We start from the raw sequence: 13,869 nt of genomic DNA, 5'->3' as shown, positions 1-13,869 counted from the left end.
TTATAAAGACACTCCTCGTTTCCAGGGAATAAAATCATCCTGATTAAGTCTTACCGCATGAGGCATCACTTCACCCGAAGCCGCTTTTATGCAGTATTCAAGAATTTCTTCGCCCATCTCCGCGATGGTTTTTGCGCCATTGATAATCGGCCCGCAATCGATGTCAATGATATCCCCCATACGCTCGGTCAGCCTACTGTTGGTCGCCACTTTGATCACCGGGCATACGGGATTCCCCGTAGGCGTACCTAATCCGGTTGTAAACAAAATCAGGGTCGCTCCGCTGGCCGCTTTTCCGGTGGTTGCTTCCACATCGTTACCCGGCGTACATACCAGGTTCAATCCGGGTTTATTTGCCTGTTCGGTATAATCCAATACATCGACGATCGGTGATGTGCCGCCCTTTTTGGCGGCACCGTTGCTTTTGATGGCATCGGTGATCAGCCCATCTTTGATATTTCCGGGGGAAGGATTCATATGGAATCCGGACCCTACCCGCTCTGCTGCTGCTCCATATGCCTGCATCAACGCCATAAACTTACGGGCGGCATGTTCATCAGGCATCCGGTCAAGCAGATTTTGCTCCGCGCCGCACAGTTCTGGAAACTCCGCCAGCAAGACCGTTCCGCCCAGCGCCACCAGGAGATCGGCACAGTACCCCACGGCCGGATTGGCTGAAATCCCGCTGAAGCCATCACTGCCGCCGCACTTCACACCAATAGCCAGTTTATGCAACGGCGCTGGCTGGCGTAACAGCTTATTCGCCTCCACCAGTCCCATAAACGTTTGGTGGATGGCCGCTGTGATCAATTGTTCTTCGCTAACCGCCTGTTGTTGTTCAAAAATCAAAAGCGGCTTATCAAATGTAGGATTCAATTGTTTAAGGTCTTCCACGAAGTCACGGACCTGCAAATTCTGGCATCCCAGGCTCAACACCGTAACCCCCGCTACGTTGGGATGGTTGGCATATGCAGCGAGCAGCTTACTCAACACCGCAGCATCTTGCCGGGTACCACCGCATCCGCCTTGGTGGTTAAGGAATTTGATACCATCCACATGCTTGAAAAGCCGGTCCACCGGCACCACCGATTCCTGTACAGTGAGGTCTACTTCCGATACATCGTTCTGCCGTTCGTACCATTCCCGCAGGATACGCGTCTTGGCTTTGTATTTATCCGTGACCGCATACCCCAGCTCGTTGTGCAACGCCTCGCGTATCACATCCAAGTTTCGGTTTTCACAGAACACCGTTGGTATAAACAGCCAATAGTTGGCCGTGCCCACCCGGCCGTCGCTCCGATGGTATCCCATGAAAGTACGTTCTACAAACCGTGACACGTCCGGTGGGTTCCAAACGTATCGGTAAGGATGGTACTCATAGGGCGAAGTATCGTGTTTTACGTTACCTGTATTCATCCATTGCCCGGTCGTCACCTCATGTTGCGCCCTTCCCACGATGACACCATACATGATGACCGCCTCTCCGGCGTCCAGCCGTCTGCCAAAAAACTTGTGCTTTGCCGGAATATCTTCCTGCAATGAATACACGGCACCTTCATAGGTCAATCGTGTCCCTTTCTTTAAATCTTGCAACGCTACCAGCACATTATCCTGCGGATGCACTTTCAATACCTGCACTGCTCACTTATTTTGTAGTTTCAACTCCATTTCTTCATTCAGTTCTTGTATCACTTCTAGCGCATTTTTTTGCTGGAGTTGTACCAGAAAGTACCTGATCGCATCGGCAAGCCCCGGCAAACCATTCAGATCCATGCCCCAACGGTCTTCGTTGCGCAGCACCTCAACGACCAATTCTTCTCCATCGACCGTGCTCCACAAGCCGGCCAACCAGCCTGCGTGCTCATCGGCAACCTGGTGGGTTCCTTGCATGAAATACAGGTAGGCGGCAAAACCCAATGCCATGCATCGCGGTACGGCGCGGTTCTTGCGTATAAACCGTTCCAAGGACGCCACATTACGCATCTGCATCTTCGACGTGTAGTTTAAGCTGATACTTTGCCAAGCATGATCCAGGAAAGGATTTGCAAAACGATCCATGACGTTCGCTGCAAAGTCAAGTGCCTCCGCCTCCGAAATCCCGTTGCCAATTATTGTGTCGGCTATCTCCCTGAACATCAACCGCCGCACATACCGTGCAAACCCATCATGCTGCATGGCAACTTTAACTGTACTAAAGCCGCAAAGGATGGCCAGTCCGCACGAGAACGTATGGCTTCCGTTTAATAGGCGCAGTTTGAGTTCTTTGAATTTGCTGATGTCCGGAGTAATGATCATTCCCTCATCCCCTTGGGCGAAAGCGAGCCGGTCGTGTACGCGATCATTATCCGACTCGATCGCCCAGAGCCGGAATGGCTCGGCCATGATTGCCAACGCATCACGATAGCCCAGTTGCTTTTCTGCTTCTTCCGCCTCATTCTCCGGCAATTTTCCCGGTACGATGCGGTCGACCAATGTGTTGCAAAAATCGTTAGCTTCCACTATCCAACGAGCAAACTCGTCTCCCAATCCGTGCCGGCGGGCCAACTCCAATACAATCGACTTCAATGTGGCTCCATTGTCACTGATCAGTTCGGTCGGCAATATCACCCACCCTTTGTCTGGGTCGCCATTGAAATGCACAAAACGGCGATAAAGCAACGCGGTAAGTCTACCCGGAAAAGACGATGGCGGCGCAGCCCGGGGTTCGTCTTGATCATCCAATACAATCCCCACCTCGGTCGTGTTGGAAATGACGATCGAAATATCTGGATGTTCCGCAATCTGAGCAATCGTCTCCCACTGCGTTGCTGCATGCAAGACCCTGCTGATAGCAGACACCAGCAGGGTTTCGCGCACCTCTTTACCGTTTTGCAGCCCGTTGGTATGTAGCGTATACAGCCCGTCCTGCCGAGCAAATTCGTCGGTACCGCCTTGTCCGGTTGATTTTACCACTACGATCCGTCCGTTGAATATCCGCTGCCGGTTAGCTTTTTCAATAAAATAGTCGGGCAACCCGCGGAGCAGCACCCCGGTTCCGAATTGCAAGACCTTCTCCGGGAGTTCCTCCGTCGCGCCGGTTTGCAATAAATCCTTATTCAATGTTTTCATTACTTGCATTATTTTCTCCTCGCTTTTGCTAGCAACCACTGCACCCATGCATCCGCCGCCTCGTAATTTTCAAAATCCGGGGGCAGCTTACGTCCATCTATGTACTCATTGTATATCCACGGGTCACCTAGTGCAAAAACCGTCCCTTTGCCATATTTGGCCGTAGCCATGAGGTGTTTTCCCTCCTTTTGGACGAGTGACCGCGCGGGCGGTGTAAGCTCCAGGGTACTGACCTCTTTGAGGAAAAGCCTATAAGGTTTTTTGAAGACGCTGTTCCCTTTTTTAAGTTGAACGGCTCCCTCCGGGAAGTGGTCGTTTTTTACCGACAGCGCATTGTCTTCGTTAAAGCGGATACCGAACCGCCCGGCCAGTTGATTGAAATGTGTAAATTCCGCGTTGCCGGCATCATTACCCAAAAGGACCAATACACCACCCTGCCGTACCCATTCGGTTATCACGTCGATTTCAGGGCGTTCCAGAAAATTTGGCGAGTTTGTCTCTTTTTCCGTATCCGGATCGACGATGATGTAAACATCGGCATTACCCAATGTCGCTACCCCAGGTTTCGTCTCCAATGATGCCGTCCTTACCCCATAGCGGTTGAAGAGGTGTCCCAGAAACGAATAGCCGCTGTTCGACTGATCTTCCCATACGTAATGATAACGTACCTGCCGGCCGGTCACGTCCACACGGTACTCATTATTGTAATAATAGTCTAGAACCACCGTCTTACCTTTCGCTCGCCCCAGTGTGGGCAACAGCTCCATCTCAGCTGCACATTTGATAAATGCACCCATCCCCTTCGGGTCGTTCTGAATCACCGGCTCGCTCATGTAATACGCAAAGCTACCGTCGCGATAACGGCCCGAGCCCCCAAGGCCAGACACCGCCACCGTACGTTCGAGATTGATGCCGCCATCGTCACGACCGGAGATAAATGTCTTCAAGATGCCGCTGTACCCTTTCTGCGCCTGTTTGATATAGCCTTCCGGCAGGTAGCCCAGGCGTACGCCTTTGGCCAGCGTATATACCAGCATGCAGGAAGCCGACGCTTCGAGGTAATTCTCAGGGCGATGTGCCATGTCGACCACATCATACCACACACCCGAACGTTTATCCTGAAACGCAATCACCGCTTTTGCAAACCGCTGAAGGATCCCTGCCAACGAATCCACGCCGGGGTGGTCTTCGGGGAAATGCTCGATAGCATCAACCAGGGCCATCCCGAACCAGCCCAACGAGCGCCCCCAAAAGTTCGGAGACCGGCCAGTAGCCTTGTCTGCCCAGGCTTGTTCCCGCGATTCGTCCCATCCATGGTACAACAGGCCGGTCTCGTCGTCGCGGCTATGGCGTTCCATCAACACAAACTGATTAGTGATATCGTCAAATGCATCCCGCTCATTAAATAATTTGGCATACTCGGCAAAAAAGGGCTGCCCCATGTAAAGGCCATCCAGCCACATCTGGTGTGGATAGATTTTCTTGTGCCAAAATCCGCCCTCGGATGTCCTTGGATGCGTACGCAATTGATCCCGCAGCAGGGAGGCTGCATTGTAATACTTCGCCTTTCCCGTCACCTGATACAAAAGCAGGAGCAGCTTACCATTGTTGATGAAATCGATGTTGTAGTCTTCCCGCTTGTAGGCTTTGATGGTTCCATCGTCTTGCACGTAGTGATCCATCTGCTGTTGGATATAAGCAAACCACCGGGCATCGCCGGAGCCCTTCCACACCGCTTCCACACCTTTGAGGATTACCCCCAAATCATAACTCCATTTTGCCGGCGTACCTGGTTTTCCCAAACTGAATGAGTCGGGCCACAGTTTCATGGCGGTCTCCGCCATCCGCTCGCTGTATTTCTCCGGCTGTGCCCCTGCCCAGCCTACGGCACCAAACACTAAACCACACACCAAGACAGGTTTCAAAGCTGCTTTCCGCAGCACAAACTTTATCAGCTCATTATTCAGATTTAACTTCATCGGTTAGTTCATTTTTACAGCCGTTTCCGCGGCACCATGGTCAGCCTGCAGCGGTTTTTCGGCCAAGGATGTATCGATATTATGCAGTACCACGCCTTTGCTCCGCTCACCCTGCACATGGAGCAACGTTTTCACACGCCCGCCGTAACGCAGTGCATCGAACACGACGTCTCTACCATTAAGCACATAGGCCAACGGCTCATCTGAGGTGGTTTCCACTACCGATTCGGTAACCGTGATCGCTGCGCCCTCCTGAATGTCGATTCCCGCTGCCGTCTTCATGCGCAAGCCCGACAAGTGGATCCCCCGTATGGGCATCTCGGGTAGCCCGCGTATGAACACCGCCTTCTTAGCCCCCTCGCAATGGATGTTGGCAATGTAGAAGTTACGGAATTGCGGTGTCTCTTCAGACACAGGCAGCGTTTCCGCTTTCGGCGGCTGGCGAACCTCTCCTGCAGCGGGAATGGGATCCTTCGCCTCGTAATACATGTCAAACAGGATCGCCTCCCCCGGGATGTCCTTCATGTATATGTCCCGGATATAGACATCTTCCACCACTCCGCCCCGGCCGCGAGTGGTTTTAAAGCGCAAGCCTATGTCTGTACCAATAAACGTTAAGCCGGAAACATAGAGGTTGCGCGCCCCTCCACTCATTTCACTGCCTACCACAAAACCACCGTGCGCATGGAAAACCGTACAGTTGCGCACCCATAAATTTTCCGTAGGCATCCCCAACTGCCGCCCGTGTGTGCCTTTCCCGCTCTTTACACAGATGGCGTCATCGCCGACGTCAAACGAACTCCCCTCTACCAGCACATTGGTACAGGACTCGATGTCCAATCCGTCGCCATTTTGCGAATACCACGGATTGCGCACGGTAATATTGCGGATTGTGACATCCCGGCTCATCAGCGGATGGATGTTCCATGCTCCGGAGTTTTGGAAGGTCACCCCTTCCAGTAAAATCCGCTCACAACGTTCCAATACCACAAGGTTCGGTCTCAGGAAATCCGCTATCTCTTCAAAGAACGCCTTGGTCTTATCCGGCGTAATCAGGCCGGCATCTTGGTATTGCCGTCCCTTCAGCGCACTTTCTGAGGGGTACCATTCCTTGCCGTCCGGGGTAACCACGCCGCCGGATGCGACAAGGTTTTTCCATTGGGAGTCCGTCATCTTTGCTTTTTTCACGTAGCGCCATGCATCGCCGTTTCCATCAATTACCCCTTCACCGGTTATGCCAATATTTTGCTGTCCCTCAGCACGGATGGGCGAGTGTCGGCGTACTTGGGGCAATCCTTCCCACCAGGTTTCAATCAGCGGGTAATCGTTGAAATCACGTGAAAACTGCAAAAGTGCATGGCGCGACAAGTGCAGGTTTACGCCGCTTCTCAGCGACAAGGGCCCCGAGCTCCACACCCCTTCGGGGATCAACACAACGCCGCCGCCCTGCCCGTGGCAAGCATCGATGGCCGATTGGATGGCCGCAGTACTGACAAATCCCGGGGCATCAGACGCACCGAAGCCCCGTATATCAAAGGTATCCGTTTTAAACACCGGCAAGCGGACATCCGGCTCCGGCCAGGTGTCTTGACCGCAGACAACGGATATTGTTCCGCTTACCAAGCAAACCGCCACAACGGTCATCCATCCTATTTTTTTCATGTTCTTTCGCATTCTTGTCCCTGCAATTTTATCGTTATCCGATAAGCATCAAAAACTTTCCGCGCCATTTATTTGCGGAATCGTTACCGAAAACGATTGCGACCGGCAGACTTGTCTAACGCTTGAAGTGCGCCGCCAACGCTGGCAGGCAACGCTTCATCTCAGCCACTGCCAGGTCGCAGATTTTAAAAGCGCCTGTGCCAGAGAGATGTGTATCATCCTCCGCGCCGTTCGGCAACGCCTCGTACTGCCCCGGCATCAGGTGCAGGAACAGTGCCTTTGAACGCTCAGGCCCCCACTCCAGCAGCAGCTCCCGGGTTTGCGCATGCATATCGAGCAACGCCACGCCTGTTTCACTTGCCACATTCCGCACAACCTCCGGATAGGCCCCGTGTGTTTCCTCGAGGTATCCCCGGACATCAAACTTACGGCGCATGATTGGTGTCGACAGTACCGGGATTCCGCCGCGCTCCCGCGTCTCCGCGATGTATCGTTTCAGCTGACGCGGAAATTCGACCTCCGGATCCGCATAGCGCTCCGGACTGTTTTCCTTCTGGTCATTGTGTCCGAACGCGATGACGACATAATCGCCGCGCTGTACCCGTGCCTTCACCTTATCCCAGTGCCCTTCGTTGCGAAAACTCTTGGTACTCCGGCCGTTCAGCGCATGGTTTTCCACCCGCACCCCTTCGTCAAAATACAGGGGCAATACCTGCCCCCACCCTTTCTCGGGATTGCTTGCGCGGTACGGCTTATTGGCCACGGTTGAGTCGCCGACGAGAAATACGGTTACCTCCCGTTGACCAGCCCATACGAAAGCTAAGAATAAGCCGGCGCATGGCATCACTATCCATTTCGCCAATCGTTGTATCATCATTCAACTAACGTTAGGCCATGCGTTTGGGCATAGGCTTCAAGTCCGTCAACGAAGCGATCTTCACCGGCGCGCCGGTTTCAATACTTTTCCTGGCAGCTACGCCGATCAAAATGGACATCGCCCCATCCCGCACACCTGCCGCGTGGCCATAGGGATCAGGCGCATGCTTGTCCTTGAAGATCTTATCATGCAACCGCCGGTCTCCGCCTCCATGCCCACTCCGTTCGCTGGCAACCTGGATCACCTTGTAGTCGGACCAGCTTTTATAGAGCACGAGCGGTTCGTGTATCATATCCTCATTTTTCGACTGCTCCATTTCCGCGGCGTGCAGGCTTTCCTGATCCAGCTCGTCGTTTTTCATCCAAGGGATATCCAGCCACGCTTCGATCCGCCCTTTATGCCCATTGAACGCGATACGCCACCCTTCAAATGGCGAATATGTCGTGAGCGAATAATTAGCTACCACATTGTTGGCGTATTTAATTTGTGCAGACATCTTATCATAAATATCAATCTCATGCCTATATACGCAGCCATCGCGGATATAGCCGTCGTGTTCCTCATTTTCCACATACAGCTTCATACTATGGCTGTCCTTGGTGATATCCCAATAGTACACACACTCCTGCTTATGGGGGCAACTGCGGCAGCTTTTGCCGCGGAAAGGACCGTTGCTTCCGTAATGTTCGAGCGCCCCATAAGCAAAGACTTCCTCCGGTTCAGCATCAAGCCACCAATTCAACAAGTCGAAATGATGTGTGGCTTTGTGTATCCACAGCGAGCCGCCACTGTTCATTAAGCCGTGCCAGCGCCTGAAATAGGAAGCCCCATGGTGCACGTTCAGATACCAGTTGAAGTCTACCGACGTGATATCTCCGATCTCCTCCTGCTGGAGCAATTCCTTAATTTTCGTCATGTAGGGACTCCACCGGTAGTTGAAACCGACAATTAGGTTCTTGCCATACTTGCGTTCGGCATCCAGGATAGCTTGGGCCTTCACTTCATCAGTAGTAAGCGGTTTCTCGGTCAAGACGTCGCAGCCAGCAGCTAGCCCCTTGATGATAAACTCATGGTGCGTCGAGTCTTTCGTACACACGATAATGAGGTCCGGTTTTACTTGCTGTACCATCTCATCAAAATCGACAAACGTGGGGCAGTTTACCCCCATGTATGTCTTGGCGTAGGCAAGCCGGCCCGGATTGATATCGCTGAGCCCGACGAACTCCAGCAAATCCGGATATTGCTCCACCAGCCTTTTGCCCCAAAATGAAATGCCGCGCACCCCCGTGCCGACCAGCACCACCCGAAGCCGGCGCTGCATGCCGAAGGCGGTACCAGGCATGCTGACTGCCGTCCCAGCTGCCAGCATGCTCAACGCATACAAAAAGTCTCTTCTTGAAAAAGTTGTCATATTTAGTTGTTGTTTAGTTCTGGTATCCAGGATTCTGGGTGATATCAGCCTCGTTGATGTCGATTGCAGTTTGTGGGATAGGCCGGTAGATTTTGTCCTGTCCATCCACCCCGCGGAACGCATTATCGACCCCCACTCGTCTGATATCATAGTTATAGGCCCCACAGAATTCCTTCAATTTCCCCGTCCGCCTCAGCTCGGGCCACCGAAGGTACTCGCCCGCAAACTCTTTGGCGCTTTCTATGAGGTAGGCATCCAAGGCCTCGCTTTGGCCCGAGGCGGCGGCAATTGACTGACTGGGCAGCAACGTCCCTCCATCCTTCGCATTGCCGGGCCGGTTAAGCACTGATTGCACATATTGTGCCGCCGTAGCGAAATCATTCAGCCCGATACACGCCTCCGCGTACAGGAAGTAAGTCTCCGCGGTGCGCGCAAGCACGATATCCCTCACGCTGGCCTGCGTGTTAAACACATGGCGTGTTGACGGACTATCAAATTTTTTAATGACCGGCGAATTCATATCAATCTGATAAGCCGCCCGGTATGCTTCTTCGTTATATTTGAAGGGATAATACCTGAAATTGCTGGCGATTTGGTGTTCCCGTCCCGCCACCCAGTCCAACGAATCAGCGGTCGTGTATTCGCGCCCCCAAACCCTGGGGTAGTATGCACGAATCAATAGTTCATCTTTATTTTTGTTGTTGTCATAGTAATCGAAATACTGGTCGTAAATCGTCAGCATGAAAGTCGCCTCATAGCGGGCATCGTTTTCACCGAAAAAGGTGTGCAAGCTCCACGAGGGCATAAATGCCGAGTTCATGTATTTGTGGTTCAATTCCGGACCGCCAAGGTATGGACCAAAGAGAGATTGCTGGTCGTTGCCATCTGTTGGGCTGGCAATGGATTCGCTGTCATATTGCACGGCAAAAATGACTTCCTCGTTATTTTCATTTGTAGGACTCCACAATTCGTCGAAAGGAATGGAAATCGTGTAACCAGCTATAGCTGCTTCGGCATATACCTTGGCACGCTCGAAATCAGTGGTTTGCCCCAGATCCCAGCCCCGGGTGAGGTATGCCTTGGCCAGGTAGTGGTTCGCCGCCGTTTTATTCGCCCGTGTGCGATCGTCCGGCAAGTCGGGCAGCGCGGCTTCCAGCTCGGCAATCACAAATTGGTAAGCATCGGCCAGCGAAGCCCTCGGCAGATTCATGCGTGGCCCCTCCAGGGTAGGCTCGTCGTTGATGATGATGCCCCCAAACTGCTCAATCAACAAAAAGTGGTAGAACGCCCGCAAAAAGCGAAGTTCGGCCCTCCACATGGCCCTCTTGGTCTCATCCGTTTCGACCAACGCGTTGTAGTACAATCCGATATTAGTGGTCTGTATGGCGTTATAGCAATTCCGATAAAAGGTCAACACGTCGCCATTGTCCGCAAAAAGTTGCGTATACTCCATCAGCGCCCGGTTTTCGAACCCCCTGTTCATCTGATACATGTCGGTACCCGCCAATAGCAGCCACGGCGTGGTCCTGAATGTCGTCCGCAACGAACTGTAAGAAGCGGTCACAAGGGTTTCGTACCCCGTCTCCATGCGATAAAACTCCTCGTTCGTTATTCCACCCAAGTTGTCCTCTTCCAAGAACTTTGTACACCCCGTGGCGACCAACAAACACAGGATAACCAAACTGAACTTATTCATAATTTCTATCCAAATTAAAACCTAACATTTACGCCCAATTGGTACGTGATATTACTCGGGCCGTTCCCGCTGGCCAGCGCTGTGGTGGCATATTCCGGATCCCACCCCTCATAGTTCGTAAAGGTAAAGGGATTGAGCACGTTTGCATAAATCCGGAACTGCGACATGCCCCATTTTGAAATCACGTTTTGCGGCAATGAATAACCCAAAATAATGTTGCGCACCTTTACGAACGATGCATCAGTGTACCGTCCGTTGCCGCCATAATACGGTCCCTTATTCTGCGGGTGCGGATATTGTGCGGCTTCATTGCCGGTTCCGCTGTCTCCCCATACTGCCTGGGGGCGGCCATCGGCATGCGTACCCCAGTTATTCCAATCGTATCGCGGAACGGCCGGCGGTATGTAATAGTCGTAGCGGATCTTCGGCCGGCCCCGCTGTACGTTATCCGGGCCGAATTCTTCCAGAAACCGATCATTTACAAACACACCTTGTCGCGTATAGAGGTTAAAAGAAAAATCCCAGTTACGGTACCGGAGGTTTGACGTAAAGCTACCAAACCACGTTGGATCTGGCGATCCCAGTATCACCCGATCGGCGGGAGTAATCGCACCATCGCCGTCCGTATCATCAGCTATCGCCTGTCCAGGCTGTTGCCCCCAGGCGGTAGCTTCCGCCAATTGGTCCATCCGCCAGAGCCCGATGATCCGGTAATCGTAGATGACATTGATTGGCTGTCCGATAAACCGGGCCTCACCCACCACATCTTCTGCCCGGCCATACAGGGTACGAATAGCATTCTTATTCCGGGAAAACATCAACGATGTGGTCCATTCCCAATCGGTGGTACGGACGTTTGTGGAGTTGAGTGCCACCTCCACGCCCCGGTTATTTACCGAACCGATGTTGTCAATCATCCACGGCACGCCAGACTCAACTGTCAAGGTTCGTTGCATCAGCAGCCCATCGGACAATTTATCATACCAATCCACGCTCCCACTCAGCCGGTTATTGAATAAGCCAAAATCCAATCCAACATTTATTTCACGCGTCTTTTCCCAGGTTATTGACTGGTTTACGGGTCTTCCGGGCGCAAAACCTGTCACCGCCCCGCTTCCATAGTCATACCACACTAAGGCGTCGGTTTCAGGTGTTTGTTGGGAACCGAAGGCACTGATGCCGTTGTTGTTACCCGAATAACCGAAACTGAACCGTGCTTTTAAATCGCTCAGAAAATTGGCCCGCTGCATGAAATCTTCTTCCGAAATGCGCCAGGCTAGTGCGGCCGAGGGAAACGCCTCCCATTTATCCCGCAGTTTAGAGCTACCGTCATAGCGGACCGTAGCGGTAAGCAGGTACTTGCCCTTCAGGTCGTAATTGGCCCTTGCGGCATACGACAGCAATGTCGTTTCACTATAGGCCGTATTCGAACTCCCGGGCATGAAATTACCGCTAAAAAGGTTGTACCACCAAGAGCGGTATGGCAAGTCGTTTGCGGCTGCCTGTATGCGCTCGAAACGGGTCTTGTAAGCACTCTGGATGAGTGACACGTTCAGGCGATGGTCCTCATTGAACTGCTTGTCATAGTTAATAACGTTGTCCCACGTCCATTCGAAAGCTTCTGTGTTCGACTGGTAAGCATAGTCTTGGTTGCGTTGGCCCAACACCACCCCATAGTACCGGCCATCTCTCGTCCGGTTAAATCGTGGCAGGAATGTACTCCTGATGGAGAGATTTTCCATGGGCCGCAATTCTGCAAAAATGCTGCCCAGAAAATCATATTGCCGCACCTCCTGCGTGCCGCTGTTGATTTCGTTGAGCGGATTAGGCGAGCTGGTGAAGTTACCGGTGCCCTGAATGGACTCCGCAATGCCGGGTTGGTCAATCAAGTTCCCTTGGTCATCGTAGGCATACAAGATGGGCGGCATCCGCAGGATATCACGGTAGCCGGTTTCACTTCCATAATTGTTTACTCCATGCACCAGGTTTACGCTGGCACCGGCTGAAAAATAATCCGATGTCCTGTGCTCCACGGCAAGCTTCAAAGTGTAGCGGTTAAGGTCTTCGCGCACGAAGTTTCCCTCCTCATTCTGGTATCCCACGCCAAGGTTATAATTCATCTTTTCCGAGCCTCCTGCAATGCCGATGTAGTGGTTTTGTTGCTGTCCGGACCGCGTACCCAAATCGAGCCAATCCTCATATTGCTCATTATACAACCTGCTTTCCAGCAGCGGGCTGTTTTGAAGAATCGCTTGCGGCGTTGCCAATACGTAGCGCCCGTCTTCGAACGTATAATAAGCCGAGGTCCGGAAATCCACCCATTCCCTGCCATCCATGAAATCGGGAATTCTTGCCAGCTGCCGAATACCATAAAAACCATCATAGGTGACCGTCGTCCGTTCGGCGCCGGGTGTTCCCGCATTTTTCGTCCGTACGATGACGACGCCGTTTGAACCCCTTGAGCCATAAATCGCTGTAGAAGAAGCGTCCTTCAAAATATCGATCTGCTCGATATCCGCCGGGTTCAGAAAATCAATATTCGATGTCACCACGCCATCGACCACGTACAGCGGATTCCCGGCCTGCAAGGAGTTCTGCCCACGGATCTGGATGCTGAAGCTTCCACCGGGACGAACCGAATTGCTGCTGATATCCACACCGGCCACCGTTCCCTGAAGTGCCCCCATGACCGACGTAGTGCCTCGCGCCACGAGGTCGTCGGCGCTCACGGTTCCGACAGAACCGGTCAGATCCCCTTTACGCACCGTTCCATACCCCACAGCCACCACTTCGTCCAACATCGCCGCTTCATCTTCCTCCATCACGACGATCACCTGCTGTTGCTGTCCGACGGACACCTGCTGTTCTTTGAATCCAATGAAGCGGAGCTGGATCCGTACGTCGCCCGTTGCGGGTATCGCTAAGCTGAACGTTCCATCTTCCCCCGAGCTCGTGCCTTGCGTGGTCCCTACGATGGCGACACTCACCCCCGACAGCGGCATACCGTCGCTATCCGTGACCCGCCCGCTAATTTGCCTGGTTTGGGCGGCCAAATAGGCTTTCCCGCACACCACCAGCAAAATCATTAACACTAATTTACGCATACTTGGTTTTACTATAAGTTAATAATTGGTAA

Annotated in this window: 8 protein-coding genes; all 8 read right to left on the bottom strand. The window is 52.7% G+C overall.

The features are described 5' to 3' along the window. The 8 genes from JHJ32_RS02975 to JHJ32_RS02940 all read right to left on the bottom strand — a co-directional run bounded on the left by JHJ32_RS02975 (position 1) and on the right by JHJ32_RS02940 (position 13,837). Positions 1–1,638, bottom strand: coding sequence for an altronate dehydratase family protein (locus JHJ32_RS02975; protein WP_200119767.1), 1,638 nt, complete (start codon positions 1,636–1,638; stop codon positions 1–3). A gap of 3 nt (positions 1,639–1,641) precedes the next feature. Continuing rightward, positions 1,642–3,108, bottom strand: coding sequence for a tagaturonate reductase (locus JHJ32_RS02970; protein WP_200119766.1), 1,467 nt, complete (start codon positions 3,106–3,108; stop codon positions 1,642–1,644). An 8-nt stretch (positions 3,109–3,116) separates the two neighbouring features. Then, on the bottom strand, positions 3,117–5,087 hold the full coding sequence (locus tag JHJ32_RS02965; RefSeq protein ID WP_200119765.1) for a glycoside hydrolase family 88 protein: 1,971 nt from the start codon (positions 5,085–5,087) through the stop codon (positions 3,117–3,119). A gap of 3 nt (positions 5,088–5,090) precedes the next feature. Continuing rightward, the gene (locus JHJ32_RS02960) at positions 5,091–6,749 is read right to left on the bottom strand and encodes a glycoside hydrolase family 28 protein (protein WP_200119764.1); all 1,659 of its coding nucleotides are present in this window, start codon (positions 6,747–6,749) and stop codon (positions 5,091–5,093) included. Positions 6,750–6,864: 115 nt separating this feature from the next. Continuing rightward, entirely contained in the window at positions 6,865–7,626 is a 762-nt protein-coding gene (locus JHJ32_RS02955) for a rhamnogalacturonan acetylesterase (RefSeq protein WP_200119763.1), read from the bottom strand. Between the two features lie 10 nt (positions 7,627–7,636). Further along, positions 7,637–9,037 carry a Gfo/Idh/MocA family protein gene (locus tag JHJ32_RS02950; RefSeq protein WP_200119761.1) on the bottom strand — a complete coding sequence of 467 codons (1,401 nt, stop codon included), beginning with the start codon at positions 9,035–9,037 and terminating at the stop codon, positions 7,637–7,639. 13 nt (positions 9,038–9,050) lie between these two features. Then, on the bottom strand, positions 9,051–10,733 hold the full coding sequence (locus JHJ32_RS02945; RefSeq protein ID WP_200119759.1) for a RagB/SusD family nutrient uptake outer membrane protein: 1,683 nt from the start codon (positions 10,731–10,733) through the stop codon (positions 9,051–9,053). Between the two features lie 14 nt (positions 10,734–10,747). After that, entirely contained in the window at positions 10,748–13,837 is a 3,090-nt protein-coding gene (locus JHJ32_RS02940) for a TonB-dependent receptor (protein ID WP_079716885.1), read from the bottom strand. Positions 13,838–13,869: the final 32 nt, after the last annotated feature.

Source organism: Parapedobacter sp. ISTM3 (assembly GCF_016533505.1).
Taxonomy (GTDB): domain Bacteria; phylum Bacteroidota; class Bacteroidia; order Sphingobacteriales; family Sphingobacteriaceae; genus Parapedobacter; species Parapedobacter luteus.
This window is presented reverse-complemented; position numbering and strand designations above follow the sequence as displayed.